We start from the raw sequence: 26,531 nt of genomic DNA, 5'->3' as shown, positions 1-26,531 counted from the left end.
CCTCGTACCTGCCATCGCTGATACAACATTTGGACAGGGGTAGGTGCTAAATCAAGAGTCAGCGCGACGGACTTCGCGGTTAGCCCCTGCTCGAATAAGTCGATAGCCGACACGGCATCGGAGTGACTCAACGTGCTTCTCAAGTACACCTGACAACTCCTGAAAGAAGGATCCTAAATTAGGTGTCCAACTTCCGGGGACCACTCCACTGCTCAGGCAATATTTCCCGAAAGGAACAGACCTCGGCATCCACAGCCCTGAACACCTCACCAGGGTCGCTGCTAAACTCAACCGCCGACCCCGCGAAATCCTGGGTTGGCAGAGCCCCATGGAGCACCTGGCTAGACTGACGTCACCGGCGATAGAACCATAAACCGTTGCAACGACCACTGAACTCCGCCGCCCGCGAGATGGCTCAGTTTTCGACCATCGCTGACAAGGCCAGGTCCACTGGTCCCGGAGCAGCTGCTCTGAAAGAGCGCCGAAACGGTTGAGCACGGGAGCCTTGCACGCCTCGAGCGCGGCGGGCATGCGTCCCTCGTGCAGCACCCGCGGTACCCCCGAACCAGACCGTCCAGTCAGGCCGGCGACGAAACGATATGGATTCGACTCCACGGCATCGCCCAGCATCGACCGGACCTTGAACACTTCGGTCCGAATGGCCTGCGGTGTGCCTCATCGCGGTAGAGGTCATAGGCCAGCTCCTCGGCGGACCAGCCTTGGGCCCACGAATCCAGCAGCGCGAGAATCTCCGCCCGGCCCACCGTGAGCGGCACCGGCCGCCGTCGCGGAACACATCGGCGGGCTGTCCCCGAGAAGCTCCAGAGAGTCAATGCCAGAAACCGGCCGGCGGGCGGTCTGCCGGGACGAACTCCGGACAGGTGAGGCACTCAAGGCCGTTTCGCCGCCGGGCCCCTTTGCGTCGGTTCTCACCTCGTCGGTCCAGGCAAGTATCCGAGGGTGGCACCGGCGGTCTGGGCGGATCGCGACCAGTAGCGCGCCGATTGTCGCGGGCTGGTCAACCACGGGCAGGATGCTGCCGTTCTTGGTCAAAGAGTCGGGGATTTCGCGCGGCCCGACCTCGTCATTGGGCAAAGCCTTGTCGAAGAGCTTGGAGGTCGGCAAGGGACCGGGCCAGTAGGGGCATCGATGCTTTCGGGGTTGCCGATCACCGGGGCCTCCCAGTCGCAGTAGCTGATACCTGTGCTGGACTGTCCGCGGCGTCAGAGCCCGGCATCCACATTCACGCACTACGATCCCAACCCGTCATGCCTCTCTTTTAGCGGCCTCTCAGGCCCCTACCGGACCCGGTGACAACACCCCCCGGATCATTGTCGACTTCGGCGGCAATCGTGCCCGGGCCGGCAGGCCGGCACACTCTCATCCTGCAACATGAACGGGCTAGACAAGGTTACGGGGAGAGGCCGCGGCTCGACCCTCTGGCAGTGAAGGAGGGATTAGAGTATGAACCGGAATGGTCGGTATACCAGGGGGAACGAAAATGCAGGGCAGCACGCCTCAGACTTACACCATCGCAGACTTTCTCAAGTGGCACGATGATGGTGAACTACAGCTTAACCCGAAGTTTCAAAGAGGTAGTGTTTGGTCGCCGCCGGCGAAGTCTTACCTCATCGACTCCATTCTGCGTGGATATCCCATTCCCAAACTCCTCTTGCGAACAGCGGTAGACCGTGACAGCAGGCGAACGCTTCGCGATGTTGTTGATGGCCAACAACGATTGCGGACCATCATCGAGTTCAGCTCAGGAAAATTGGTACTGGGGGTCAAGGCAGGCGAGTTTCGCGGCCTCCGTTATGCCGATCTGGACGACGATTTGAAAGACAGCTTTCTTAGTTACAAGCTGACCTGCGAACAGTTGATCAACGCTGACGACGAAGACGTGCTGGAGGTCTTCGTTCGAATCAACTCGTACGCGATTCCGGTAAGCGAAGCGGAGCTTCGAAATGCACGTTTCGATAGCAACTTCAGCGAGCTCGTAAAGGAGACAGCCAAGAATTCGCATGAACTTTGGGAATTGGGCGTGATATCCGAACGGGAACGTGTGCGGATGGTGGATCAATCCGTAATCAGCGAAGCCTATGCATTTCTCGATCGGGGAGTTATAGATGGGTCGGAAGCCGACATTACTCGTTTCTACACGCATACGAGTGGACGCTCACTTGACGAGCTTCCAAAGCCTGAACTGCTGGATTCACTCATAAAGCAGACGGTTGACCTCGTCTCTGACCTTCGCAAAGAGCCCATCGTGCAACGCCCGCATTTCCTCATGCTTCTCGCCGCGGTGATGTACGCGCGCGGTGTCCTGAAGACAGGCAAGCTCGATCTCACCAAGGTCCCCCCGGCCGATACATTGCTCAAGGATGAGCAGGCTGCTCGCGACTCAATCTCCATCCTAAACGTCGCGCTGTCGTCCGACCAGGTGGGAAGCTTTGCGAGCTTTCGCGAGGCGCGGTCTTCGACACAAAGAATAAAGAGTCGACAGACGCGTTTCGAATACTTCTGCCGTGCTCTGGCCGGTGAGTACTCCGACTGAGACAGCCATGAATTCCCCTTCACAACTGCCTGCGCTTAGCGACGTCGTAGATGCATTCGTTTCTGAACTAGATCAGTTGGAGTCCATCTTCGCTACGTGCACGGGGCACCGTTCGGTCCATGGCTACAAACATCCCTATGTTCCAACGGAGGATGGATGCTTGGTCTCGCTTTGGGACGCCTGGAATCGGTTCCTTCGCTCCCTTGTCATCCTGTCTGCCAGCGGCCCCGTCATAGGACTGCGCGGAATTACATACTCCCCTAGTCAGGCCCGGACGGAAGCACAAGTCCTCGCCCACCTCGCTCGGTCGCGCCGGAGTTACGCCTACAAGGTCACCAGGGGAGAGCCAAACTGGTACCTTGCGACAGCCTTCGCAGACATCGTCAGTTGTCTCCAGCTGGATACCAGGCAGATTCCGGAAATAACAGGACCAATCTCCGCCAACGTTGTCCATCTTGGCCCGGTCAGCGTCACCAACCCATTGGAGGAGATCCGGACTTGCAGGAACTTTGTCGCTCATAAGAACGATCTGACTTTAAGTGAGATTGTGGCATTTTCACAGGGGCCGTTTGTCGATCTCTCATGGCATCTGCGCAAGAAGAGGTCCGGGGTCGAAGCCTTTTCCGAATGGAAGGACTGCATGACTGCCCTGGCTCAGGCATCGGCCCAGTGACCCGGGAGAGCCTGGGCACTGATCATTCCGGGTCAACGGGGTGTAGCAACGCTGGTGAATTCGTGGACGCTCGTTGGCAGTCGTCACTATCGGACGCCCCGCTCGTTGGCGCGGTTTCCGACCTGGTGCAATTGAGACCGTCTCGATCCCTGGCGGGCGCCCGGAAGTCAAATATCGTGCATCGCTGCGATCCGCCAGCCGTCCAGCGCCTCGATTGCCTCAAATCCGCGGCGCCGTGTCGGTGGACAGCCACCGGACGGTTCGACTCGACGGCGTCTCCTAGCATGGAGCGGACCCGGAACATCTCGGTGCGGATGGCCTTGGCTACCCGGACCGCGGTTCGCAGCGTGTCCGCGCTGAGGGTGTCTAGTTGTCCGGAGTCGTCGAGTCACCCATCAGCCGGCCCATGGCCGGGTCCCTGATGGGCGCCGCGTTGCAGGCCCACTCATGCTGGGCACGGACCAGATGCTCGGGGAGAACAGCTGCACCGGCCGGCCGGTGACCAGCGCGTCGCTGATGGCTTTGACGCCGAGGCCGGCCTCGGACCAGGCGGCCCCTTCGTAGAACTCCAGCCGGTCCGTGCCGCAGCACGTCCGGGCTGCCCACCAGCCACAGGATCTCTCCGCTGGCATCGGTGAGCACCGGCAGTTGCCGGCCGGAACTTGAATCTAAACCAGCAGGTCGCTTAGGGCCGGCACGACCTGCTGGAACCGGTGCTCCTCCCCGCAGTTCCAGGACGTCGGTCACGTCGTGCTAGAGAAGTCCCGCTGCGCGCGGCACGCCTCCAAAAGTTCCCACTGGGGTGAGGATTAGGCCATGGCAAAGCGCAAACGCGGCCCAGTCGCCGTGACTACAAGCAGACTGTATTAGTGCCGGTGATCCAAAGTGCATGCTCATGAAGCAGATGAAGCTCCGGTACGCCGGAGCGTGCCGGTTGTGTGACGAGTCTCTTCCGGCCGGAAGGGTAGCCATCTATGAAAGCGACACGAGAACAGTCCGCTGTGTGGAATGCCCCACCGTGCTTCAGGACAACGATCCTCCCTAACTCGAGCCGCCTGCTGATGAGCCCTTGTTCGCTGAATCCGGCGTAGCCGGCTGGTCCGCCCGACGGGAATATGAGCGACGAAAGGCGAAGGACAAGGGAAAGCTCCGCGAGAAGTGGGGCCGCTTCGGTGGCCTTGCAGTCGCCCTCGCTGACGAGAGCCAACCCACTAAAGCCTGGGATCGCGGCGCGATCGGTGATGAGCGCCTCGGCGCCCGGCTCAATGCCCTGGCCGGCGCCCGTCTGGCTGTCCTCCACGACCGGCGCATCCCCGGCTCGAAGGCCAACATCGACCACATCGCCATCACGCCCCTTGGAATCTGGGTAATTGACGCCAAACGGTACAAAGGACGGCCTGAACTGAGAATCGAAGGCGGCATCATCCGCCCACGCGTCGAGAAGCTCGTCGTTGGCCGGCCCGACTGCACCAAACTGGTCGACGGAGTGCTCAAACAGGTCGACGTGGTACACGAACTCGTGGGAGATGTCCCGGTTACCGGGGCGCTGTGCTTCGTCGAAGCGGACTGGCCCCTGATCGGGGGGGGCTCGTTCTCGACTCGTGGCGTTCACGTTCTCTGGCCGAAACGACTAACCACAGTGCTGACGGAGCAACCAGCCGGCGACGTTGACGTGGCGCAGATGCGTGACGCGGTAGCGTCGCGGTTCAGGCCTGCCTGACGTGTCCATTGTGGATGTTCCAGTGACCTCGCGGCGCAGGTGCGCATTGAGGACAGCCGACGGTCCTCGTAGAGTCCGGCGAGTTCATTCTCGAGCCGCTGTGACCTGCCTGTGCTGTTCTTGAATCTGCCCGATGTGCAGCGCGCACGCCGGTGCACGTTCCTCCAGGTGCGGGTACATGAGCAAGTCGTCGCCCTCGTGGTGGATGTGGAGTAACTGATCGAAGTTGCCCAGCACTTCGCCTGCGTAGGCGACGCAGGCGGTGTCGCCAGCCGCGGCCGAGCGGCCCAGGCAGGCCGGCGCCTCGTAGTAGGCCCATAGGAAGAAGCGGTGGATGCGACGCGTGGCCACCGACCCGGTGCACAAGACGGTCCCCGCCGGGCTGCATCATGAAGAAGTCGGTCATTGCTCGGGCCCCCTAACGCTCGTTATGGACGCGGTCGCAGACACCGGCAACGGTAGTGAAGGCGAGTTTGATGGGCATGACTTCAATAAGCGCAACCACCGGGTTTCGGCAAGGTCAAGACGCAACCTCAGCCACCTCAACCAGTACCCCCGCGTCCCGGAACTTCTGCACCTGGGCCGGGTCGGCGCCTTCGTCCGTCACCAAGGTCCAGGGCAAAGCCAACCGGGCCCACGCGTGGAACGGCCGCAACCCCAGCTTGGATGAGTCCGCCAAGACATAAACCGAACGGCCGCGCCGGGCCATGAGTTCCTTGAGCCGGGTCTGGGCGTGGTCCGCTTCGCAGATGCCGTCCTCGGCGGTGACGGCGTCGGCGCCCAGGAACACCCGGTCGAAGCTCATCCGCTCCAGCGCCGCCTCGGCCAGCGGCCCCACGAAACTTTGCGAGACGCCCCGGAGCCGGCCGCCCAGGCAGTCCACCTCGATGCCCTCGCACTCGGCCAGCTCCTGCAGCGTGTTGATGCCCGGCGTCGTCACGGACAACGGACCGGACCCGCGCAGCTCGTGCGCCAGGGCACCCGCGGTGGAGCCGGCGTCGAGCAGGATGTTCTCCCCGGGCTGGATCACGGCCGCCGCCCACCGGGCGATCGCATGCTTCTGCTCGAACGCCTCACCGGTGCGCTGCCGCAGCGACGCCTCCGGGTGCGCGCCCAGCGCCATCGCCCCGCCATAGGTGCGGGCCAGCCGGCCCTGCCCGTTCAGCAGCGCCAGGTCGCGGCGGATGGTGGACGCAGTCACCTCGAACCGGGCCGAGAGCTCCTCCACGGAGGCCAGGCCGGTGGTCACGGCAAGGTGGTAGATCTCCTCGCGCCGCGCGTTTGCGCTGAGCATTCCCGGTCTCCTTCCCGTGGGCATGGCGGTGGCAGTGCTACCCATGCTAGTTCCGGCCCCCCATCAAACCGGGAAGCTACACGGCCACGGCCGGCCGGGTGGCCATCTCCGCCGCCTGGTGCAGCGCCTCCACCATGGACCGGGAATCGGCGATCGCCTTGCCGGCAATGTCGAACGCGGTGCCGTGGTCCACGGATGTGCGGATCACCGGCAGGCCCACCGTGATGTTCACGCCGGCCTCGATGCCCAGCACCTTCACCGGCCCGTGCCCCTGGTCGTGGTACATGGCCACCACCAGGTCGTAATCGCCCCGGCCGGCCAGGAAGAACAGCGTGTCCGCCGGCAGCGGGCCCACCGCGTTGATCCCGGCCGCCTGCGCCGCCTTCACGCCGGGCTCGATCTTCTCCGCTTCCTCGCCCTGCCCGAACAGGCCGTTCTCGCCCGCGTGCGGGTTGATGGCGCACACGCCGATCTTCGGGTTGGGGATGCCCGCCCGCACCAGCGCCTCATGGCCGCGGCGGATGGTGCGCTCCACCAGGTCCGGGTTGATCTTCCGGACGGCATCCATCAGCCCGATGTGCGTGGTCACGTGGATCACCCGGATCTTGGGCGTGGAGAGCATCATGGACACTTCCTCCGTACCCGTCAGGTGCGCCAGCAGCTCGGTGTGCCCGGGGAAGATGTGCCCGGCGGCGTGCAGCGCCTCCTTGTTCAGCGGCGCGGTGCAGATGGCCTGCACCTTCCCGGCCATCGCCAGCTCGCTGGCCACCCGGATGTATTCGTACGCGGCGTGCCCGGCGACGGGGGAGAGCTTGCCCCACGGCAGGTCCTCCGGCAGCAGGTTCAGGTCGATCACGTTCACCCGGCCCGGCGTGAACACCGCGTCCTCCACGTCCTCGATCACCTGGATGTCCGCCTCGATGCCCAGCACCTCGGCTGCCTGCCGCAGCCGCAGCGCATCCCCGATCACCACGGGACGGCATTCGGCGTTGCTCTGCGGATCCAGCGCGGCGGCCACCACCACCTCGGGGCCCACGCCGGCGCCGTCGCCCATGGTCACGGCCACGAAGGGAAGCTGGTTCGGGTTTGCTGCGTCAGTCATTGTTGCTCCAGATTGTTCGGAAGTCTTGCGGGGAAGAGTATTGGCGGGAGCCGGCACGGACCGGCGCTCCCGGATTTCGTCATACAGCTGCAGGAGGGCCAGGTCATCGCCGAAGCTGCCGGGCTTGGTGCCCACCAGCTTCCCGTCGTCGGCGCGGCTCAGCACGGCCCCGTGCTGCACCGCCGCGAGCGGCACCAGGGTGTGGCGGCCTGCGGCGTCCAGGACTTCCCGGGCCGTCTCACCGCCGGTAAGGATCAGGTCAGTGGGGGCTGACTTGGCCGCCTGGGCCGCGAACGCGGACAGGGCCTGCACGATGCGGGCAGAGCCGGACGGGTCCACTTTTGCGGCGGCCAGTGTGATGGCTACGCGGCGGCCTGCCCTCAAATCTGCTGAAACCTGGGCCAGTTGGGGAGCGTAGGCGTCTTTGGCACCCGCGTACAGCGGGTGCAGCCGGACCACCGTGAAGCCCTGGCCTTCGAGCTGGGCCAGCTGCGCCTGCGCGGTCTTCGATGCGGAGCCGACGACGGCGAGCACCGGCCGGTCCGCGTCCTGCGGTACTGCGTCGGTTGCGTCCGCCGCTGCCGCGCTGTGCGCATTCCGCGCAGTGTGGGTGGCGAGCCGCTGCGCGAGGACATCGGCCGCTCCGCCGGTTCCCACCAGCACGATGCGGCGCCCGCCGGACTGGAAGCCCAGGTCCAGCAGGGCGTCTACCACGTGCTCGAGGTCCTGCACGGTTTCACCGTCAGCTACCACCAGCGCGGGCCGGCCGTCCAGCAGCCCGGCCAGGCGGGACGGCACTCTGCTTGACCGCACCGCCTCCAAATCCAGGGACTGCACCGATGCCGGTTCTTCCGGGCGGAGCAGTGACGGAATGTCCACCGGCGGGGCCGAAACCTCCGCCTGCCACAGGTCCGTCTCCGCCAGGGGAGAACCGGCAACCAAGGGGCGGCCGGCGCGCACTGTGCGCTGCAGCTGGGGGAGTGCCCCCGCAACCACAACGTGATAGCCGAGGCCCGCCAACGCGGCGGTCTCGGCGCTGATGTTGCCGCGCCACAGTGAGTCCATCTTCTTGAACATCACCTGCGCACCGGACGCGGCAGGTGCGGAGAAGGCGTCCTTCACCAATGCCTCGGCATCGGTGCCGGACAGCCCCCGGGAGTGTGTATCGATGACCACCACGTCGGTGACCTGCGCACCCGGCGACGCGCCGCCGTCGTACGTTCCGGGGAAGCTGCCCGTGCCCAGGGAAACCTGCGCGGACAGGCCGTGCTCCACAAAGCAGCAGCCAACCTCGGCGGCTCCGGAGAAGTCGTCAGCCTGCACAAATACGGAAGCCACGGTGCTCCTCTCGAAATCGGTAGTGGGCTGGAACCCGCTGACTGCGGGAAGCTTTCCATCATCATGACACGGTTGCGCGAATCACGCTAGAGGGGTTGCGCAAACTGCGCAGGAGTGGCAAAGTGATGGACACAACATTCGGCACCGCCACCCCGGCGCCCGCCGAACCCCCAACCTACCGAGAGGTCAACGATGACCGTTCTTCCTCAAGGAAGTGAGATTTCCCGCCGCCGCCTGCTGCAGTTCGGCGCGGCCGCAGGGTTTCTGCTGGGTACTGGCAGCCTCGCCGGCTGCGCAGGCCCCACCGGCCTCCCGGGTCCCAGCACCCTGACCCTGGCCCTCAACCGCTCCCTGGTCAGCCTGGACAACAAGCTCAACCAGTTCGACGCCGCCGTCACCGTGCAGCGCGCCGTCCGCCAGGGCCTCACCGCCATCGGCCCCGAAACCAAACCCATCCTGGTCCTGGCAGAACGCTTCGAGATGACCGGCCCCACCGAATGGACCGTCCGCCTGCGTGAAGGCATCCGCTACTCGGACAACAGCCCCGTCACCGTGGAGGACGTTGCCACCGCCCTGAAGATGTACAAGCAGGTGCAGGGCTCCTTCGTGGCCGGCTTCTTCCCCGAATTCCCCGAGGTTGTCCCCGTGGATGAGCGCACCTTCAAGATGGTGTCCAAGAAGCCCGTCCCCATCCTGGACAGCCTCATGAGCATGATCCTGATTACCCCCGCCGCGCAGAACAAGCCGGAGGAACTCCAGGACGGCCTGGGCACCGGCCCCTACGTGGTCACCAAGTTCAACCGCGGCGCCGGCACCTACAGCCTGGAACGCAACCCCAACTACTGGGGCCCCGCCCCGCAGGTAGACAACGTGGAAGTCCGGTTCCTCCCCGAGGAATCCAGCCGCGTCATCGCCCTCCGCAGCGGCGAGGTGGACGTGATCGACTCCATCACCCCGGACTCCCGCGAACAGCTGGGCGGCCTGCCCGGCGTCACGCTGCAGGAATCCTCCAGCCTCCGCCTCAACCAGATCTTCTTCAACTTCCGCAAACCAGCCGGCCACCCCCTGGCCGATCCACGCGTGCGGCAGGCCCTCAGCATGGCCATCGACGGCCAGTCCCTGGTGAAGGACGTCCTGGTGGACTCCGTCACCCAGGCCGAAGGCGTCACCCCCTCCAGCCTCACCGGCTACTACAAGACCGGCGAATACGTCTACGACCCCGAGCAGGCCAAGGCCCGGCTCGCCGAACTCGGCGTCAAGGACCTCACCCTGAAGATCATCTGGGAAACCGGCGAATTCGCCTCGGACACCTCCGTGATGGAAGCCCTGGTGGAAATGTTCGGCAAGATCGGCGTCAAGGCCGAGCTGCAGCAGTTCGAACCCGGCGGCAACATCCTCGCCTGGCGCCAGGGCAAGCAGGGCGACTGGGACCTCCTGGGCAACGGCTACCCCAGCCCCACCGGCCTGGCCATCACCATGCTCCAGGGCATGTACACCGGCACCCCTGAAAAGGAAGCCACCCGCGACACCTACCAGGGCTACGTGATCCCTGAGGTCACCGCCAAGATCCAGGCCGCCTCCGCCGAAGCGGACCCGGCCCGCAGGACCGAACTGCTCAACGAAGCCCAGCAGGCAGTCTGGGACACCTGGCCCTGCGCCTGGGCCTTCGTCCCCAAGTCCGTCCTCGCCCACCGGGAACGGGTCTCCGGGATCAACCTGGCACCCACCAACTCCTACCCCCTCGTTGATGTCCGGCTGGAGGCCTAAGCCATGACGAACTACATCCTCAAACGCCTGGGACAGGGCCTGCTGACCGTGTTCCTCACGGTGTCCACCGTGTTCATCCTCATCCGCATGGCCCCGGGCGATCCCGCCGTTTCCTACGCCGGCCCCCTGGCCACCAGCGACCAGCTGGCCGCCGTCCGGGAACAGTTCGGCCTGGACAAGCCCCTGCTGGAGCAGTACTGGATCTTCATCCAGCAGCTGGTCACCGGCAACCTGGGCCAGTCCTACTCGTTCCAGGCACCCGCCATGCAGGTGGTCTTCGAACGCATGCCGTACACCCTCACCCTGGCCACGGCCGCGATCCTGCTGACCGCCGTCGTCGCCATCCCGCTGGGTGTGTGGATGTCCCGCCGCCCGGACACAGGCCGCGAATTCGGCGTCAACGTGCTCACCATCGCCGGGCAGTCCATGCCCGACTTCTGGACCGGCATCATGCTCCTCACCGGCTTCGCCGTACTGGTGCCCATCTTCCCGGCCTCCGGCTTCGCCACCTGGGGCGGACTGGTGCTCCCCACCGTCACCATCGCCATCCTGCAGATCGCCCTGATCTCCCGCATGGTCCGCCGCGAAATGACCGCCAACTTCGCCGCCCCGTACCTCACGGTGGCCCGCTCCCGCGGCGTCCGCAGCTCCCTGCTCACCTGGCGCTACGCCATGGGCAACTCCGCCATCCCCGTCTTCACCGCCCTGGGCACCCGGTTCGCCGCGATGCTCAACGGCGTGGTGGTGGTTGAAGTGGTGTTCGCCTGGCCCGGTGTGGGCTCCCTGATTGTCCGGGCCCTCGAGACCCGCGACTACCCCCTCATCCAGGCCACGGTCCTCATCACCGCGCTCCTGGCGGTGGGCGTCCAGCTGCTCATCGACCTCGCCTACCCGCTCCTTGATCCCCGCGTTCGTCTTGGAAAGGCGGCAACAGCATGAGCATCGATACGGCACCTCCCGCCGGAGGTTCGTCACAGTCCGCTTCGCCGCAAGCCAAGCAGCCCAGCCCCAGCGCCGTCACCAAGGCGGACATCGCCAAGGCAGGCGCCACCCGGCGTCGTAAATCCGCCCAGTGGAAACTGGTGGTGGGCACCATTTGCACCCTGCTGGTGATCATCCCCATCATCCTGGCCAACGTGCTCCCGCTGCCGGACGCCAACTTCCAGGACCTCGCCGCCCGGCGCCTGCCGCCGCTCACGGAGGGGCACCTGTTCGGCACCGACCAGCTGGGCCGCGACCTGCTGTCCCGCGTCCTGCACGGCGGCCAGGTCTCGCTGACCATCGGCGTGCTGGCGGTGCTGGTCTCCGGTGCCATCGGCGTGATCCTCGGCTCCGCCGCCGGCTACTTCGGCGGCTGGGTGGACACCATCATCTCCCGCATCCTCGAAGCCCAGATGTCCCTGCCGCTGCTCATGATGCTGCTCCTGGTGGTGGCCCTGTTCGGCCCGTCCATCCCGGTGATCACGTTCGTGATCGCCATCGCCCAGTGGCCCGAAGTTGCCCGCCTCACCCGCTCCATGGTGCTGGTGGAACGCGAAAAGCCGTACGTCTCCGCCGCCCGGATCCTGGGCCTGCACCGCATCCAGATCCTCATCCAGCACATCATCCCCAACGTCATCAAGCAGGCAACCCTGGTGGTGCTGCTCCTGCTGGCCCAGGCCGTGCTGCTCGAATCCGCGCTGTCCTTCCTGGGTGCCGGCCCGCAGCGGCCCTTCGCCACCTGGGGCCGCATCATCTCCGACGGCCAGGACTACATCACCACCTCCTGGTGGATGGTCACCCTGCCCGGCCTGGTGATCGTGCTCATGGTGGTGGGCGTCAACCTGCTGGGCGACGGCCTCCGCGACCGTCCCCGCCGCAAGAAGAAGGGTGCCTGACATGACCTCTGCATCTGAGACCCCGTCCGCAAAGACCACCGAGTTCACCGAACAGCCCCTGCTGGAGGTCCGCGACTTCCAGGTGGAGCTCATCACGGACACCGCCATCATCCGCGCCGTGGACGCCGTCAGCTTCAGCATCCACCGCGGCGAAACGGTCACCATCATCGGCGAGTCCGGTTCCGGGAAGTCCACGACGGCGATGGGCATCCTCCGCCTGCTGCCCGAGGACCTGGCGGTACTGTCCGGCACCGTGCTGATTGACGGCGTCGACATCTCCGCAGACCCCAAGGCCATCAACAAGGTGCGCGGCAAGACCCTGGCGCTCATCCCGCAGGACCCCATGACGGCGCTCAGCCCGGTCCACTCGATCGGCAGCCAGCTGTTCGAAGCCATCAGCATCGCCGGCGCCGCGTCCGCCAAGGACAAAGCCGCCCTGCAGGCCCGGGCCGTGCGGCTGCTGGAACAGGTGCACATCCCCACACCGGAAAAGCAGCTGAAGAAGTACCCGCACCAGCTCTCCGGCGGCATGCTGCAGCGTGTGCTGATTGCCATCGCTTTGGCGAGTGAGCCGCAGCTGCTGGTGGCGGACGAGCCCACCTCGGCCCTGGACGTCACCGTGCAGGCCGGCATCCTGGACCTGCTGCTGGAACTGCAGGAACAGCGCGGCATCGGCATCCTGATGATCACGCACGATCTCGGCGTGGCCCGGCTCATCTCGGACCGCATCCACGTGATGAAGGACGGCTCCTTCGTCGAATCCGGCGAGGTCCAGCAGATTGTGGACCACCCCGCCACCGAATACACGCAGACCCTGCTGGCCGCCGTGCCGGTGCTGGGGGAGTGGGACGAAACGCCCGCCGCCACCGGCCGCCGTGCCGCCACCACCGACCCCGCCCTCACCCAGACCGGAGCACGCAATGACTAAGCCGTTCCTCGCCGTCGACAACCTGGTGGTGGACTACCACGTCCCCGGCGGCACGTTCCGGGCCGTGGACAACGTCTCGTTCTCCGTGGACAAAGGCAAGACCATCGCCGTGGTGGGTGAATCCGGCTGCGGCAAATCCACCATCGCCAAGGCCCTCATGCGGCTGGTGACCCCCACCAGCGGATCCATCAACCTGGACGGCACGGACATCGCGTCCATGAGCGAAGCGAAGCTCCGGCCCATGCGCTCCAAGTTCCAGATGGTGTTCCAGGACCCGTACGGTTCGCTGGATCCGCACATGACCGCCCAGGAAATCGTGGCCGAACCCCTCAAGCTGCAGGGCATCCGCTCCAAGGCCGAACGCCACAAGGCGGCCGCCAAGCTGATCGACCAGGTGGGCCTGCCCGTCCGGTCCCTGGAGAAGCACCCCGGCGAATTCTCCGGCGGCCAGCGCCAGCGCATCGGCATTGCCCGGGCGCTCGCCTCCAAGCCCGAACTGCTGGTCTGCGACGAAGCCACCAGCGCCCTGGACGTCTCCGTGCAGGCACAGGTGCTCCGGCTGCTGAAATCCATCCAGGACGAAACCGGCATCACCTACGTGTTCATCTCGCACAACCTTGGCGTGGTGCAGGAGATCAGCGATAGCGTCATGGTGATGCAGCGCGGCAAGCTCGTGGAACACGGCAGCACCGCGTCCGTCCTGACCGCCCCCAAGGAGGACTACACCCGCAAGCTCCGCCGCGCGGCCCTGGACCCCTCCACCATGACCGGCCTGAAGCCGCGGCACATCGTCCGCTCCCTGGCCCTGTCCAACCAGTAACTCTTCCCGCACGCAACCACGAGGAATCAACGCATGAGCACGCAGCCCGAAGGCGCCCAGGTGGACGGCCTGAAACTCCCCATCTCCCGGCTGGTCCTGGGAACCATGACGTTCGGCGACACCGTTGACGAGGCCACCGCCGGCCGCATGGTGTCCGAGGCACTCGACGCCGGCATCACCACCATCGACACCGCCAACGCCTACGTGGGCGGGGTCACCGAAGAGATGCTCGCCCGCCTCCTGAAGGGAAAGCGCGACGGCGTCATCCTGGCTTCCAAGGCCGGCATGCCGCACGCGGACCACGGCTCCAATACGCCGTTGTCGCCTGAGGGGCTGCGTGCCAGCGTTGAAGGCAGCCTGCGCCGCCTGAACGTGGACAGCATCGACCTCTTTTACCTGCACCAGCCGGACCGGGCCACGCCTCTGGCCTCGACCCTTTCGACCGTTGCCGAGCTGGTTGCCGAGGGGAAGATCGGCGCACTGGGTGTGTCCAACTTCGCCGCCTGGCAGATCGCCGACGTGATCCACACGGCCCGTGAAGTGGGGGCGCCGCAGCCCGTCGTCGCGCAGCAGCTCTACAACCTGGTGGCCCGCCGGCTGGAGGAGGAATACCTCGAGTTCGCGTCCACCCACAACGTGCACACCATGGTCTACAACCCGCTGGGCGGCGGCCTGCTGACCGGCAAGCACAGCTTCGACGCCAAGCCCACCGAGGGCCGCTACGGAGACTCCAAGCTCGCGGCCATGTACACGCAGCGGTACTGGGACAAGCAGCTGTTCGACGCGATCGGCGAGCTGTCCCGGATCGCCGCCGACGCTGACGTGACCCTCGCGGAACTGTCGCTGCGCTGGCTCGCCTACCGTGACGGCGTCGGGTCCCTCCTGCTGGGCGGATCCAAGGTGGAGCAGCTGCGCGCCAACATCGCCGCCGTGGGCAACGGACCGCTCCCGGCCGACGTCGTGGAAGCCTGCGACACCGTGGGCACCTCTCTCCGCGGCCCGATGCCCGCCTACAACCGCTGACGCTTTCCTGACTCTTCGCACTGACTGAACCGAACTGACTGAAGGACTCTGATGACCTCCGAACTGGCCCTCGAATTCGCCCGCAAGATCCGCGCCCGTGAGCAGGCGGTGGGCTACTGGGCGGTGCTGGACGCGCCCGTGGCCACCGAACGCATCGGCCGCCTCGGCTACGACTACGTGGCCCTGGACGCGCAGCACGGCCTGCTGGGCTACTCCGGCGTACTCAACGGGCTGATGGCCATCGACGCCGGGCACACCGCCGTCGGCATGGTCCGCACGGAAGCCAACGACTTCACCGCCATCGGCAAGGCACTGGACGCCGGCGCCGTGGGGGTCATCGTTCCGCTCATCAACAACGCCGAAGACGCCGCCGCGGCCGTGGCGGCAGCGAAGTACCCGCCGCTGGGTGGCCGCTCCTACGGCCCCATGCGCTCGGCCCTGCGCATCGGCCCCGTCCCGGCCGAGGCCAACGCCACCACCCTGGTCTTCGCCATGATCGAAACCCCTGAGGGCCTGGCCAACGTCAAGGAAATCTGCGCCACCCCAGGCCTGGACGGCATCTACGTGGGCCCGTCCGACCTCGCGATCGCCGTGGGCGGGGCCTTCCCCGGGGACCCCGCCGTCGAGACCGAATTCAACGCCGCCCTGGAGACCATCGCCGAGGCCGCCGCCTCCGCGGGCATCGCCGCCGGCATCCACACCCCCGCGGGTACCGTGGCGGCGCAGCGGCTGACGCAGGGCTACACCTTCACCACCATCGCCTCGGACCTGACGCACCTGGAACAGATCGCCAAGTCCCACCTCGACGCCGCAACTTCCGCTGCCGGAACCAAAGAGGACTAATCCCATGACGAACACCACCACCGACGAGTACAGCACCATCACCCCGGACGGCGTTGTAAAAACGGCCGACGGCGCCGACTTCGCCTACCTGCCCGCGCCCACCGTGCAGAGCCACGCGGCCAACCTGCTCACCCTCCCGGACGGCCGGCTGGGCTGCGTCTGGTTCGGCGGCACCCAGGAAGGCGTGCCGGACATTTCCATCTGGTTCTCCGCCCTGGAACCCGGCAGCAGCCAGTGGTCCGGGTCCGAACAGCTCTCCGACGATTCGGCACGCTCGGAGCAGAACCCCATCCTGTTCACGAACACGGACGGCGCCCTCTGGCTCCTGTACACCGCGCAGAAGGCGGGCAACCAGGACACCGCCGAGGTCCGGCGTCGTATTTCCCTGGACAGCGGCCGCACCTGGGGACCCGTAGAAACTCTGTTTGCCGCGAACGAAACCGGCGGCGTGTTCGTCCGCCAGCTGCCCGTGGTGCTCCCGTCCGGCCGCCTGATCATCCCGATCTTCCGCTGCATCACCACCCCGGGCGAAAAGTGGGTGGGCAACAGCGACGACAGCGCCGTGATGATCTCCGACGACGCCGGCGCCACGTGGTCCGAAACCGTGCTCCCCGGCAGCCTGGGCTGCGTCCACATGAACATCCAGCCCGTGGCCGACGGCACCCTGCTGGCCCTGTTCCGCAGCCGCTGGGCCGACTCCATCTACGAATCCCGCTCCACCGACGACGGGTCCACCTGGAGCGAGCCGGTCCCCACCGAGCTGCCGAACAACAACTCGTCCATCCAGTACGTGGCGCTCGCCGACGGCCGCCTGGCGCTGGTCTACAACCACAGCCGGGCCGAGGCCTCCACCGAGCGGCGGCTCTCGCTCTACGACGAGATCGACGACGACGGCCTGGCTGAGGAACAGGGCCAGATCACCGAACCGGTGGTCACGGACGCCGACGCAGGTCCGGGAGCCGGCGACAGCGGCGAACGGAAGGCCTTCTGGGGCACCCCGCGGTCCCCGATGACGCTGGCGATCTCCGAAGACTCCGGCCGTTCCTGGCCCATCCGGCGCAACCTGGACGTGGGCGACGGCTACTGCCTGTCCAACAACTCCCGCGACGGACTCAACCGCGAATACTCCTACCCGTCCATCCACCAGGGCCCGGACGGTGCACTGAACATCGCGTACACGTACTTCCGGCAGGCCATCAAGTTCGTCCGCGTGGACCCGCAGTGGGCCTACGACGGCACGCAGACGCCGGGCGGCCTGGAGGACGGCTCCATCAATGACTGAACAGCATGCGGTGGTCACCGGGTGCAGCTCCGGCATCGGGCAGGCCATCACCAGACGGCTGCTGGCCGACGGCTGGTCCGTCACCGGGCTGAGCCGCACCGAGACGTCCCTGGACGGAAAGTTCGAGTGGCTGCAGGCGGACTTATCTGATCCTGAATCCCTGGCTGACGACGTGGCCGGGCTGCGGCCGGCCCACGCCCTGGTGCACGCCGCCGGGTTCCAGCGGACCGCCCATATCGGCTCCCTTGACCCGGCCGCGCTGGCGGGCATGTTCACCGTCCACGTGGCGGCGGCGTCGGTCCTGGCCAACGCGCTGGTGCCATCCATGCCCGACGGCGGCCGGATCGTCCTTCTGGGCAGCCGCACCTCCACAGGCATGCCGGGCAAGAGCCACTATGCCGCCACCAAGGCTGCGTTGATGGGGCTGGGCCGGACGTGGGCGCAGGAGCTCGCTCCGCGGGGCATCACCGTCAATGTGCTGTCCCCGGGCCCCACCGACACCCCGATGCTGAACGACCCCGGCCGCGCCGCCACCCCGGTGAAGCTGCCCGCGCTGGGTGCCCTGGTGGACCCGGACGACGTCGCCGCCCTGGCCGCGTTCCTCCTGGGCCCGCACGGCAAGTCCATCACCGGCCAGAACTACGTCATCTGCGGCGGCGCCTCCCTCTGACGCCCGCTCACCTGTGGCGGCTTCTTTCCGGACGCCCGCTCACTTGTGGCGGCTTTAACCCGAACGCGCGCTCACTTGTGGTGGCTTCTTCCCGAACGCGTGCTCTCTCCCGGTACCCAGACGGGGGCGCCGTGCACGTTTGTGCAGGAGCCGTTGGGTGGGCGTCCACACCCGAGCGCCACAGAAAGTACCTACTGACCAGTAACAACGCTCGGCCGGCCCCGCTCAGGCGAGGTGCCGCCACACCACCGGATACGCCGCACATTCGTGCAGATCCGCTGCCTCCGGGCCGTGGCGCTGCCAGCATGGAAACCGGCCCGGCGCCTGATGACCCCCAACATCAGGCGCCGGGCTTCCTCCGAAGACAGACGAACAAAGAGGTTTCCATGTCCTTCCTATCCCGGGCCCTGTCCGTTGCCGCAGCAGCGCTCCTCGCCACATCCCTGATGGCGGTCCCTGCCCAGGCCGTCGACGTTTCCCCGCCAGGCGCCAACGACTGGTCCTGCAAACCGTCGGCAGAGCACCCCTACCCAGTCATCCTGGTGCCGGGAACGTTCGAAAGCATGGCGAAGAACTGGTCCACCATGTCGCCCTACCTCAAGAGCCAGGGGTACTGCGTGTTCGCCCTGAACTACGGCGCCACCAACGGCGTGTACGCCACCGCCCCCGTGGCCGAGTCCGCCAAGCAGCTTGCCCCGTTCGTGGATTCCGTCCGGGCCGCCACCGGTGCCAAGCAGGTGGACCTGGTGGGCCACAGCCAGGGCGGCATGATGCCCCGGTACTACATGGGCTTCCTGGGCGGCGCCAAGTATGTCCACCACCTGGTGGGTATCGCGCCGTCCAACCACGGCACCAAGGGCCTGATCGTCCCGCCACCGGACATGCTGCCCACGCCTGACTACACCCTTGCCGGGTGTGCTGCCTGCGCGGACCAGCAGGCCGGTTCAACCTTCATGCAGAAGCTCAACTCGATCGGCGACACCGTGGCCGGGCCGTCGTACACCGTCATCTCCACGAAGTACGACGAGGTAGTGATCCCCTATAACAGCCAGTACCTGAACGGGAGCGCGCGCCAGGTCACCAATCTCACCATCCAGGACAAGTGCCCGGCCGACGTCTTCGAGCACGACCAGACGCCCAACGATCCCGTGGTGCACCAGTGGGTGGGCAACGCACTGGGCCGCGCGTCCGGTCCCGCGGACCCCGCGTTCCAGCCGGTCTGCCTCTAGCGCGCACGCCTCAGCAAAGAAGAACGTACGACGGCGGGTGGTTGGCTGTGTGCCCGCCACCCGCCCAGGACGCTGGAACGGTACGGGGACGCTGGAACGCTTCAGCGTCCCCGCACCGTTCCAGCGTTTTCGGCGCTCCGGGCGCGCACACAACCCGGGCTGCCAGGACGCCCTTCTCAGGAAGCGCGGGACTCCAGGGCCCCATGCTGTCCGGCGGGGCGGCCCTCCGCCACAGCCCAGTGCCGGTGCAGCGACTCCGCCAGCCGTTCGGGCTCAACCCGGTGGGGCGGGTCGAAGTGGTGGCGCCGGGGAAAGACCTCCAGTTGGAAGTCCGGGAAGAAGACCCTGGCCAGCCGGGCCGCAACATCGCCCTGGTCATCGGGATGGCTGAGCCCGCCCACGGCGTAGTACACCGGCCTCGTGAAGGCGGCGAGCCGCGACCGGTCCAGGTCATAGTCCCGGAAAGTGCGCAGGAAAGCACGGATCCCGGCGGGCCGCCTGGCCATCCACGGCGGCGGGGGACCGGCCTCCTGAGGCGGCAGGACGACGTCGTCCCTCACCTGGAGCCGCATGAATCCGGCCATGAACTCGTCCGGAGGAAGCGCTTCCAGCTGGCCGTACCGGCGGCGGTGTTCAGTGTAGGAGTGGCTCCAGTCCCAGCTTCCGGCCCAGGCCGGCTCCAGCACGGCAAGGCTCTGCAGCCGCTCCGGATGCTGAGCGGCGAACGCCAGCGCCACCGCACCGCCGCCCGAATATCCCACCAGGTGGAAGCTCTGCCAGCCCCGGGCATCAGCCTCGCGCAGGACGCCGTCCACCTCCGTGTCCAGCGTCCATCTGGCTGGTGGTTGGTCCTCCCGGTACAGCTCAAGTTCCTTGGCGACGGCGCTCACGCCCGGCCCCAGCGCTTCGATCAGGCGCGCGTAGGCCAGATCGGCGGGGAGCACTGCGCCGGGCAACAGGATGACCCGAATCGGTTCCATGCAAGAACTGTACGCCCGCACCGGAACCGCGCAATGGGGCCGGAACAGTCGAAAGGTCAGCGGTCACGCAGAGGCTGGCGGCGGAGGTTCCGGGCGTGGAGGTAGACCATCAGCACCAAAAGTGGCACGTGGATGGCGGGCAGGTTGTGGGCGAACCATCGTGGCAGGTAGATGTCCGTGACGGACCCGCTCTCAGCGCCGTATCGTTCGGCCAGGCCGGTGAGCGGGCACCGGAATCCGTTGCCCGCGAACACCAGGGATTCGCCGGCAACCACCGCGGCGGCCACGCTAACCCGCCGGTCGGTCCGCCCCGCCAACCCTGCGATGAGCACGTAGACCACGCACGACTCGATGGAGAACCACGCCAGCGTGTGCACCGCCTTGACCGCCGCCACAGCGGCACCGCGCCGGTCCATCCGCGTCCCTACAGCGTCTCCGGAACGGGCCGCCCCGGGAACAGCGTGGCGTACTGCTTCCGGTACATCCGCCGCCCCACCAGCTTGTACGCCAGCCGCACCGGTGCCGGGATCTCCTTGAACAGCTCAACCCGGTCAGCCGGAGGGTTCGTGGCCAGCACCATGCCGAGGTACGCCACCATGAATCTCTTATCGAATTTGTTGATCCCGTGCTGCCCCACGGCCGCGGCTTCCTTCTCGGTCATCACCCGGTCCACCACCGGCATGACCTCGGTGACCTCGCGGCGCAGGTGCACGTCCAGCACGGCTTTCAGGTCCTCATACAGCGCGGCGAGTTCCGACGCGTCCGATTCACCCGCCGTCGCCATCCAGCGCAGCCGTACCGGCTCAATCCGTTCCAGCCGCTGGGTGACCTGCCGGTGGTGCTCCAGCATCTGCGCGATATGCAGGGCACAGCCGGGGGCGCGCTGCTCCAGCGGCGGGTACATGAGCAGGTCCTCGCCCTCGTGGTGCACGTGGAGGACCATGTCGAAGTTCCCCAGCACCTCCCCGACGTACGCGGCCCGCCCAGTATCGCCCGCCGTCACGGAGCGGACCAGGCCGGGCGCCTCGCCGTACGCCCACAGGAAGAAGCGGTGGATGCGCCGCATGGCCGCGGTCCCGGTGCACAAGACCGGCCCGGGCGGCAGGGGAGCGGCGGTCTCGCCGGGCTGCATGGTGAAGAAGTCGGTCACGGGATGGCCCCCTGTTCGTCGCGAGACCAGGCCTCTCCCCGCGAGCATCGTATCGCCGCACCGGGCCCTGAACAATGGCGTGCGGAATGATGCGCGGCAGCTCAGCAGGACGTACGACGGCGGGACGCACCGCCGTCGTACGTCTCGCCTTCAGGAGGTCCCGGCGACACACGGAGCAACCCCTGTTGGACCCCGCGGCCGCCAGCGGAAACAATCAAGCGTGACCTTCACGCCTGCAGACACCGCCACCACCCGCCCAACGCTCCGCGGCACCTTCGGCATGACCGCGTCCACCCACTGGCTGGCCACCGCCTCGGCCCAGGCAGTGCTGGAACGGGGCGGAAACGCCTTCGACGCCGCGGTGGCAGGTGCCTTCGTCCTGCATGTGGTGGAGCCGCACCTGAACGGTCCCGGCGGGGACATGACGGGCATCTTCGTCACTGCCGCCAACCCCTCGGAGCCTGTGGTGCTGATGGGCCAGGGGCCCGCCCCGGCCGCAGCCACCCGGGACCACTACCTTGCCGAAGGGCTGGAGCTGGTCCCCGGCGCCGGTGGGCTCGCCGCCGCCGTCCCGGCCGCCGTCGACGCCTGGCTGCTGCTCCTGCGGGACCACGGCACATGGGAGCTCGCGGACGTGCTGGCCTTTGCCATCGGCTATGCCCGGAACGGCCACCCTGTGCTGGAGCGCGTGTGCAGCACCATCGCCTCCGTTGCAGGGCTCTTCACCGAGCACTGGCCCTCGTCCGCCGCGCTGTGGCTTCGCGGCGGAAAAGTCCCGGCAGGAGGCGACCTCCTCAAGAACCCGGAATACGCGGATGTCCTGGACCGGCTCATTGCCGCCGGCGGCCCGGCCTCGGGTGAGAAGACGGGGGAGCGGGAGGCCCGGATCGACGCCGCCCGCCGCGAATGGCGCGAAGGATTCGTAGCCACCACCGCGGCTGACTTCCTCACCGGCCCGCACCGGCACTCGTCCGGAACGGATCATGCCGGCGTCATCACCGCCGCCGACTTCGCCGCGTTCGAAGCAGGGTACGAGCCCGCCGCCACCCTGGAGTTCCGCGGCCACACCATCGCCAAGACGGGCGCCTGGGGGCAGGGCCCGGCGCTCCTCCAGACGCTCGCGATCCTCGACGGCTTCTCCGATGAACACCTGGACCCGTCCACAGCACTCGGCGCGCACACCATCCTCGAAGCCCAGAAGCTGGCCATAGCCGACCGCGAGGCGTACTACGGCGACGCCGACGTGCCGCTGGAACACCTGCTGAGCCCCGGATACGCTGCCGAGCGGCGGAAGCTGATCGGTGAGCAGGCGTCCCATGAGTTCCGCCCCGGCGCTGTTCCCGGCCACCAACCGTTCCTCCCGCCGCTGCGCACGGAGTACCTCCCGCCGTCGATCGCTGAACGTGGCGGGCATGCCTTTCCCGGCGTGGGCGAACCCACTGTCCAACCGACCGGTGAGACGCGCGGGGACACCTGCCACCTGGACGTGGTGGACCGGTGGGGCAACATGGTCTCGGCCACGCCGTCCGGCGGCTGGCTGCAATCTTCCCCGGCCATTCCCGGGCTGGGATTCTGCCTGGGATCGCGGCTGCAAACCACCTGGCTCGAAGAGGGTGCGCCCTCAACCCTCACCCCGGGCAAACGGCCCCGCACCACCCTGACGCCCACGCTGGTGCTGAAGGACGGCGAACCTGTGGCCGCACTCGGATCGCCCGGCGGGGACCAGCAGGACCAGTGGCAGCTGCTGTACCTGCTCCGGACCATCGTGGGCGGGTACGAGCCGCAACAGGCCATCGACGCACCCGCTTTCCACACCACGTCCATCCCCGGGTCCTTCTGGCCGCGGACGTGGACGCCGGGCGGCGCGGTGGTGGAGGACCGCCTGGGCGACGCGGTGATCACCGGCCTCGTGGAGCGCGGGCACCTGGTCACCCGGGCGGGGGATTGGGCCCTCGGCCGGCTGTCCTCCGTGGAACGCGACCCCGCCACCGGGATCCTGAGGGCGGCGGCCAACCCGCGGGGAGCGCAGGGGTACGCGGCCGGACGGTAATTGCGTCAGCAAGGCTCCGGCCGTCAGAAACCGGCAGCCCGAACAACATCGATCGAATCAGACAGCAGCCCTACCCTTTGGTCCACTGACGAACCCTGCGGCGCGGACACCTTCAGCCCGCGATAAACCTCGGTGTTCGGGCCACCGGGTGCGGACTCCAGTGCAGCGCTTACCGACCGGACCGCCGCGGGAGTCAACAACGACGCCGGCTCCACGGGTGCAGGCGGCACATGGCAGTCATCCCATGCTTCGCCGAAACGGGTGGCTACCGGGGCGCATCCGGAGAGGACAACCCCGGCCAGCAGTTCCGAGTCCAGGCACCTACGGATGTGGCACCCGGCGGTACGTCCGGCGCGGCCTTCAATGGCTGAACGGCCCCAGTTAACCGCCACTCCCGTTCCAGTTCCTGAGGCGGTGACTGCCTCCAGTTCCTCCTCCAGCGTCAGGAAGCCCTTGACCGGTGTTTGGCCAGATTTTGCCGCGTCACAGTGCTCCAGTACCGGCCTTGCAGTGTCCCATTCGAACGCCGCGAGCTGCTCCAGCGAGGAAGCCAGGGGGCCGATGCCCGCGGCACCGGCAGGCACACCGTGGGGAACCGGGCGCGGCGCGCTGAACAGATGCACCGCGCGGACGGCCGGGCGGCCCAGTACGCTGTTGAGCGCTCGCACCGCCCTTGCGGCAGCGGCGGCACGCGCCACGGCGGCCTGCCTCCCGGCCGAGGTCAGGGACGCCAGCCCGAAGTCGGCTGAGCCATCCAGCCTGGACATCGTGTCCGGAATGGTGGTCACCACAAACGTCAGGTGGTCGGGAAGGTGCCGTACCTGCTCAAGGAGCCAGTCGCCGTCGTACTTATGCAACTGGCCCGTGGGGTAGAACGGAATCTCAAGCCCGGAAACGCCGGGCAGCCTGGCTGCCGCGTGAAGGAGAGCCGCCTCAGCCTCCGGGTTCCATCCGTCCAGGGCGGGCGCTGCCGCGTAGCTGCTCAGGATCAGGCCCGGACTGCCGCTCACACCCGGGCCGCCGCTGCGGACATGACGGGGTTCGACAGTTTTCCCACGCCCGCAATTTCCACCGAGACGATGTCACCCGGACTGAGCTCCAGGACGGACTCGTCGGCGGCCCACGGGGTGCCGGTGAGGATTACATCGCCGGGGTACAGGGTCATGAAGCGGGAACAGAAGATGAGGAGTTCCGCCACGCTGAAGACCATGCTTGCCGTGGACGAGTCCTGGGCCAGGTCGCCGTTCACCGTGGTCCTGATGCGGAGTGACTGCAGGTCAGGAATCTCATCTAGCGTCACCAGGTCAGGGCCGAGGGGGCAGAACGAGTCCAGGCTCTTCCCCCGCGTGGACTGGACGTCCGCAGCCTGGAGGTCCCGGGCCGATACATCATTGGCCACCGTCACACCCGCCACTGCCCGCAGTGCCTCCTCGGCGCTTCCCGCGTCCTTGAGGAGGCTTCCGATGACGACGGCGAGCTCGCCTTCGCAGACCACCTGCCCGGCCAGTGCCGGGTCAAGGATGATCGGGGCACCGTCCCCGGCCAGGCTGCCCGCGAACTTGCCGAAGACCAGGGGGATGCGTCCCGGTGCCCGCCGGTCCGGGGCTGTGCCTCCGGCGGGCACCGGACATAAAGGGACTTCCGGACCAGGCGCTGGCCAGTAGTTTTCGCCAATGCCGATCAGCTGCCCGGGGATCCGGACGCCCGGCAACAGGGCGCAGACCAGGGACGGACGTTGGTCCGGACCCGGCTCGGCCCCGACCAGGGGATACCGGGCCATTCAGTGGCTCAGGTGTGAGGCGTACACGCGCAGGCGGGGGTGCTGGAACACTTCGTCCGGCGGCCCTTCGGCCACAATGCCTCCATGTTCCATGAAGATCACGCGGTCGGCGACCTCGCGGGCGAACTTCATCTCGTGGGTCACGATCACCATGGTCATGCCTGTCTTGGCCAGTTTCGCCATGATGTCCAGCACCTCATTCACCAGCTCCGGATCCAGGGCGGATGTGGGCTCATCGAACAGGATGGCCTTGGGGTCCATCATCAGCGCCCGGCAAATAGCCACCCGCTGCTGCTGCCCGCCGGACAGGTCCGCCGGATAAGCGTCCGCCTTGTCCTCCAGGCCCACGGACCGCAGCTTCTCCATAGCCCGCGGAACGGCGTCGGCCCGTTTCTGCCCTTTGGCGATCACCGGGCCTTCCAAAAGGTTGTCCAGGACCGTGCGGTGCGGCCAGAGGTTGAACTGCTGGAACACCATGGCGATCTCCCGCCGGAGCCAGGTCAGCCGAAACTGGTCCAGCACGCCCAGCTTTCCCCGCCCGTTGGGTGTGTAGAACACCTGGCGGCCGTCCACGTGGATGCGGCCTGCGTCGGGCACCTCCAGCATGTTGATGCACCGCAGCAGCGTGCTTTTCCCTGCTCCGCTGGGGCCGATGATGGCCACCACCTCGCCGGGCAGGATCCGCAGGTCCACGTCTTTCAGGACCTGGCGCGAGTTGTAGCTCTTGGTCAATCCGGTGATGCCGATCATGCCATGCTCCCTACAGCCTCACGGAGTTGCTTGGTGGTGCCCATCTTGCGGCCCATTTTCTTTTCGATGACGAGTTGCAGGACCATCAGGAGGCTGGTCATGACCAGGTACATGGCCGCCACGACGCCCAGGGTTTCCATGACGTTGTAGGTGGAGTTGTACGCCTTCTGGCCCTGCAGCATCAGGTCCGGCACGGTGATCACTGAGATTTGTGCCGACTCCTTCAGCATGATGATGCAGTTGTTGATGTACGGGGGAGTCATGAGCCGGATGCCTTCCGGCGCCGTGACCCGGAAGAACTTTTGCAGCGGGTTCATGCCCACTGAGTCCGCAGCCTCCAGGTGGCCCGCGTTTACCGATTTGAGCCCGGCCCTGATGATCTCGGAAAAGAACGACGCCGAGTTGAGGCTCATGGCGATCAGCCCCGCCGTGAAGGCGTCCATGGTCAGCCCGAACGGCTTCGTGTAATAGAAGAAGAACAGGGACAGCATGAGCGGCAGGCCGCGGAAGAACCATACGTAGGCGGCTGCAAAGATCCGCAGGGCACGGACCCGGGAGAGCCTCAGGGTGGCGATGACGTAGCCAAGAACGGTGGCGCAGACGATCGCTGCGGCAACGATTCCCAGCGTGGTCAGCGCCCCGGCCAGGAAGATCGGGAAGTATTCGGCTGCTACAGAGCCGGGCTCATAGGTGTTCATGGT

General features: G+C 66.7%; 24 protein-coding genes and 2 pseudogenes. 14 read left to right on the top strand and 12 right to left on the bottom strand.

Annotated features, from left to right (window positions below):
* Positions 1-199: 199 nt before the first annotated feature.
* Positions 200-373 (top strand): annotated as a pseudogene (locus ACFV4R_RS19555) (IS30 family transposase); the annotation flags it as partial.
* 568 nt (positions 374-941) lie between these two features.
* Here the strand turns inward: ACFV4R_RS19555 and ACFV4R_RS19550 are convergent.
* Positions 942-1,237 (bottom strand): annotated as a pseudogene (locus ACFV4R_RS19550) (IS110 family transposase); the annotation flags it as partial.
* 264 nt (positions 1,238-1,501) lie between these two features.
* Here ACFV4R_RS19550 and ACFV4R_RS19545 point away from each other — a divergent pair.
* The gene (locus ACFV4R_RS19545) at positions 1,502-2,554 is read left to right on the top strand and encodes a DUF262 domain-containing protein (protein WP_377204097.1); all 1,053 of its coding nucleotides are present in this window, start codon (positions 1,502-1,504) and stop codon (positions 2,552-2,554) included.
* Positions 2,555-3,622: 1,068 nt separating this feature from the next.
* On the opposite strand, the gene ACFV4R_RS19540 is transcribed toward ACFV4R_RS19545, so the two are convergent.
* Positions 3,623-3,859: a hypothetical protein gene (locus ACFV4R_RS19540; RefSeq protein WP_377204098.1), complete on the bottom strand. Its 237-nt coding sequence runs from the start codon at positions 3,857-3,859 to the stop codon at positions 3,623-3,625.
* Between the two features lie 437 nt (positions 3,860-4,296).
* Here ACFV4R_RS19540 and ACFV4R_RS19535 point away from each other — a divergent pair, with 437 nt between their 5' ends.
* Complete coding sequence (locus ACFV4R_RS19535) at positions 4,297-4,947, top strand: nuclease-related domain-containing protein (RefSeq protein WP_377204099.1); 651 nt, start codon at positions 4,297-4,299, stop codon at positions 4,945-4,947.
* A gap of 84 nt (positions 4,948-5,031) precedes the next feature.
* Here the strand turns inward: ACFV4R_RS19535 and ACFV4R_RS19530 are convergent, their stop codons facing one another.
* The 3 genes from ACFV4R_RS19530 to pdxA all read right to left on the bottom strand — a co-directional run bounded on the left by ACFV4R_RS19530 (position 5,032) and on the right by pdxA (position 8,681).
* On the bottom strand, positions 5,032-5,298 hold the full coding sequence (locus tag ACFV4R_RS19530; RefSeq protein WP_377204100.1) for a hemerythrin domain-containing protein: 267 nt from the start codon (positions 5,296-5,298) through the stop codon (positions 5,032-5,034).
* Between the two features lie 169 nt (positions 5,299-5,467).
* Positions 5,468-6,241 (bottom strand): DeoR/GlpR family DNA-binding transcription regulator, encoded by a 774-nt coding sequence (locus ACFV4R_RS19525; protein WP_377204101.1) that lies wholly within the window; start codon positions 6,239-6,241, stop codon positions 5,468-5,470.
* A gap of 76 nt (positions 6,242-6,317) precedes the next feature.
* Positions 6,318-8,681, bottom strand: a complete 2,364-nt coding sequence (gene pdxA, locus ACFV4R_RS19520) for a 4-hydroxythreonine-4-phosphate dehydrogenase PdxA (RefSeq protein ID WP_377204102.1) — start codon at positions 8,679-8,681, stop codon at positions 6,318-6,320.
* Between the two features lie 192 nt (positions 8,682-8,873).
* Here pdxA and ACFV4R_RS19515 point away from each other — a divergent pair, with 192 nt between their 5' ends.
* The 10 genes from ACFV4R_RS19515 to ACFV4R_RS19470 all read left to right on the top strand — a co-directional run bounded on the left by ACFV4R_RS19515 (position 8,874) and on the right by ACFV4R_RS19470 (position 19,120).
* Positions 8,874-10,448, top strand: a complete 1,575-nt coding sequence (locus ACFV4R_RS19515) for an ABC transporter substrate-binding protein (RefSeq protein WP_377204103.1) — start codon at positions 8,874-8,876, stop codon at positions 10,446-10,448.
* Positions 10,449-10,451: 3 nt separating this feature from the next.
* A complete protein-coding gene (locus ACFV4R_RS19510; protein ID WP_175319720.1) occupies positions 10,452-11,387 on the top strand; it encodes an ABC transporter permease in 936 nt (311 codons plus the stop codon).
* Positions 11,384-12,325, top strand: a complete 942-nt coding sequence (locus ACFV4R_RS19505) for an ABC transporter permease (protein WP_377204104.1) — start codon at positions 11,384-11,386, stop codon at positions 12,323-12,325. Before ACFV4R_RS19510 ends, ACFV4R_RS19505 begins: the two co-directional genes overlap by 4 nt.
* A 1-nt stretch (position 12,326) precedes the next feature.
* Entirely contained in the window at positions 12,327-13,253 is a 927-nt protein-coding gene (locus tag ACFV4R_RS19500; RefSeq protein ID WP_377204105.1) for an ABC transporter ATP-binding protein, read from the top strand.
* Positions 13,246-14,073: an ATP-binding cassette domain-containing protein gene (locus tag ACFV4R_RS19495; protein WP_377204106.1), complete on the top strand. Its 828-nt coding sequence runs from the start codon at positions 13,246-13,248 to the stop codon at positions 14,071-14,073. Before ACFV4R_RS19500 ends, ACFV4R_RS19495 begins: the two co-directional genes overlap by 8 nt.
* A 33-nt stretch (positions 14,074-14,106) precedes the next feature.
* A complete protein-coding gene (locus tag ACFV4R_RS19490; protein WP_377204107.1) occupies positions 14,107-15,096 on the top strand; it encodes an aldo/keto reductase in 990 nt (329 codons plus the stop codon).
* Between the two features lie 51 nt (positions 15,097-15,147).
* Entirely contained in the window at positions 15,148-15,939 is a 792-nt protein-coding gene (locus ACFV4R_RS19485; protein ID WP_377204108.1) for an HpcH/HpaI aldolase/citrate lyase family protein, read from the top strand.
* Between the two features lie 4 nt (positions 15,940-15,943).
* The gene (locus tag ACFV4R_RS19480; RefSeq protein WP_377204109.1) at positions 15,944-17,221 is read left to right on the top strand and encodes an exo-alpha-sialidase; all 1,278 of its coding nucleotides are present in this window, start codon (positions 15,944-15,946) and stop codon (positions 17,219-17,221) included.
* Positions 17,214-17,891 (top strand): SDR family NAD(P)-dependent oxidoreductase, encoded by a 678-nt coding sequence (locus ACFV4R_RS19475; protein WP_377204110.1) that lies wholly within the window; start codon positions 17,214-17,216, stop codon positions 17,889-17,891. Before ACFV4R_RS19480 ends, ACFV4R_RS19475 begins: the two co-directional genes overlap by 8 nt.
* A 386-nt stretch (positions 17,892-18,277) precedes the next feature.
* On the top strand, positions 18,278-19,120 hold the full coding sequence (locus tag ACFV4R_RS19470; protein WP_377204111.1) for an esterase/lipase family protein: 843 nt from the start codon (positions 18,278-18,280) through the stop codon (positions 19,118-19,120).
* 176 nt (positions 19,121-19,296) lie between these two features.
* Here ACFV4R_RS19470 and ACFV4R_RS19465 read toward each other — a convergent pair whose 3' ends face one another.
* Genes ACFV4R_RS19465 through ACFV4R_RS19455 form a run of 3 tightly spaced genes read right to left on the bottom strand, consistent with a single transcriptional unit; the run spans position 19,297 to position 21,250 of the window.
* Complete coding sequence (locus ACFV4R_RS19465; RefSeq protein ID WP_377204112.1) at positions 19,297-20,100, bottom strand: alpha/beta fold hydrolase; 804 nt, start codon at positions 20,098-20,100, stop codon at positions 19,297-19,299.
* Between the two features lie 56 nt (positions 20,101-20,156).
* Positions 20,157-20,516 (bottom strand): hypothetical protein, encoded by a 360-nt coding sequence (locus ACFV4R_RS19460; protein WP_377204113.1) that lies wholly within the window; start codon positions 20,514-20,516, stop codon positions 20,157-20,159.
* A gap of 8 nt (positions 20,517-20,524) precedes the next feature.
* A complete protein-coding gene (locus tag ACFV4R_RS19455) occupies positions 20,525-21,250 on the bottom strand; it encodes a hemerythrin domain-containing protein (RefSeq protein WP_377204114.1) in 726 nt (241 codons plus the stop codon).
* Positions 21,251-21,470: 220 nt separating this feature from the next.
* On the opposite strand from ACFV4R_RS19455, the gene ACFV4R_RS19450 reads away from it, so the two are divergent.
* Positions 21,471-23,300 carry a gamma-glutamyltransferase family protein gene (locus ACFV4R_RS19450; protein ID WP_377204115.1) on the top strand — a complete coding sequence of 610 codons (1,830 nt, stop codon included), beginning with the start codon at positions 21,471-21,473 and terminating at the stop codon, positions 23,298-23,300.
* A gap of 23 nt (positions 23,301-23,323) precedes the next feature.
* On the opposite strand, the gene ACFV4R_RS19445 is transcribed toward ACFV4R_RS19450, so the two are convergent.
* From ACFV4R_RS19445 to ACFV4R_RS19430, 4 genes are read right to left on the bottom strand one after another with little or no spacing between them, the layout of a single operon-like run.
* Entirely contained in the window at positions 23,324-24,310 is a 987-nt protein-coding gene (locus ACFV4R_RS19445; protein ID WP_377204116.1) for a DUF4862 family protein, read from the bottom strand.
* Positions 24,307-25,080 carry a fumarylacetoacetate hydrolase family protein gene (locus ACFV4R_RS19440; RefSeq protein ID WP_377204117.1) on the bottom strand — a complete coding sequence of 258 codons (774 nt, stop codon included), beginning with the start codon at positions 25,078-25,080 and terminating at the stop codon, positions 24,307-24,309. The genes ACFV4R_RS19445 and ACFV4R_RS19440 overlap by 4 nt, the downstream gene beginning before the upstream one ends.
* Positions 25,081-25,830 carry an amino acid ABC transporter ATP-binding protein gene (locus ACFV4R_RS19435; RefSeq protein ID WP_377204118.1) on the bottom strand — a complete coding sequence of 250 codons (750 nt, stop codon included), beginning with the start codon at positions 25,828-25,830 and terminating at the stop codon, positions 25,081-25,083.
* The gene (locus ACFV4R_RS19430) at positions 25,827-26,528 is read right to left on the bottom strand and encodes an amino acid ABC transporter permease (RefSeq protein ID WP_377204119.1); all 702 of its coding nucleotides are present in this window, start codon (positions 26,526-26,528) and stop codon (positions 25,827-25,829) included. Before ACFV4R_RS19430 ends, ACFV4R_RS19435 begins: the two co-directional genes overlap by 4 nt.
* Positions 26,529-26,531 lie beyond the last annotated feature (3 nt).

The organism is Pseudarthrobacter sp. NPDC059871, from assembly GCF_042731175.1.
In the GTDB taxonomy this organism is placed as follows: Bacteria; Actinomycetota; Actinomycetes; order Actinomycetales; family Micrococcaceae; genus Arthrobacter.
The sequence above is the reverse complement of the archived record's forward strand: the minus strand, read 5'-3'. Positions and strand labels throughout refer to the sequence as shown.

Coding starts and splice junctions, on each gene's coding strand:
- ACFV4R_RS19545 (WP_377204097.1), top strand. CDS start 1,502: ATGCAGGGCAGCACGCCTCAGACTTACACCATCGCAGACTTTCTCAAG.
- ACFV4R_RS19540 (WP_377204098.1), bottom strand. CDS start 3,859: ATGCCAGCGGAGAGATCCTGTGGCTGGTGGGCAGCCCGGACGTGCTGC.
- ACFV4R_RS19525 (WP_377204101.1), bottom strand. CDS start 6,241: ATGCTCAGCGCAAACGCGCGGCGCGAGGAGATCTACCACCTTGCCGTG.
- ACFV4R_RS19515 (WP_377204103.1), top strand. CDS start 8,874: ATGACCGTTCTTCCTCAAGGAAGTGAGATTTCCCGCCGCCGCCTGCTG.
- ACFV4R_RS19510 (WP_175319720.1), top strand. CDS start 10,452: ATGACGAACTACATCCTCAAACGCCTGGGACAGGGCCTGCTGACCGTG.
- ACFV4R_RS19505 (WP_377204104.1), top strand. CDS start 11,384: ATGAGCATCGATACGGCACCTCCCGCCGGAGGTTCGTCACAGTCCGCT.
- ACFV4R_RS19500 (WP_377204105.1), top strand. CDS start 12,327: ATGACCTCTGCATCTGAGACCCCGTCCGCAAAGACCACCGAGTTCACC.
- ACFV4R_RS19495 (WP_377204106.1), top strand. CDS start 13,246: ATGACTAAGCCGTTCCTCGCCGTCGACAACCTGGTGGTGGACTACCAC.
- ACFV4R_RS19490 (WP_377204107.1), top strand. CDS start 14,107: ATGAGCACGCAGCCCGAAGGCGCCCAGGTGGACGGCCTGAAACTCCCC.
- ACFV4R_RS19485 (WP_377204108.1), top strand. CDS start 15,148: ATGACCTCCGAACTGGCCCTCGAATTCGCCCGCAAGATCCGCGCCCGT.
- ACFV4R_RS19480 (WP_377204109.1), top strand. CDS start 15,944: ATGACGAACACCACCACCGACGAGTACAGCACCATCACCCCGGACGGC.
- ACFV4R_RS19475 (WP_377204110.1), top strand. CDS start 17,214: ATGACTGAACAGCATGCGGTGGTCACCGGGTGCAGCTCCGGCATCGGG.
- ACFV4R_RS19470 (WP_377204111.1), top strand. CDS start 18,278: ATGTCCTTCCTATCCCGGGCCCTGTCCGTTGCCGCAGCAGCGCTCCTC.
- ACFV4R_RS19465 (WP_377204112.1), bottom strand. CDS start 20,100: ATGGAACCGATTCGGGTCATCCTGTTGCCCGGCGCAGTGCTCCCCGCC.
- ACFV4R_RS19460 (WP_377204113.1), bottom strand. CDS start 20,516: ATGGACCGGCGCGGTGCCGCTGTGGCGGCGGTCAAGGCGGTGCACACG.
- ACFV4R_RS19440 (WP_377204117.1), bottom strand. CDS start 25,080: ATGGCCCGGTATCCCCTGGTCGGGGCCGAGCCGGGTCCGGACCAACGT.
- ACFV4R_RS19435 (WP_377204118.1), bottom strand. CDS start 25,830: ATGATCGGCATCACCGGATTGACCAAGAGCTACAACTCGCGCCAGGTC.
- ACFV4R_RS19430 (WP_377204119.1), bottom strand. CDS start 26,528: ATGAACACCTATGAGCCCGGCTCTGTAGCAGCCGAATACTTCCCGATC.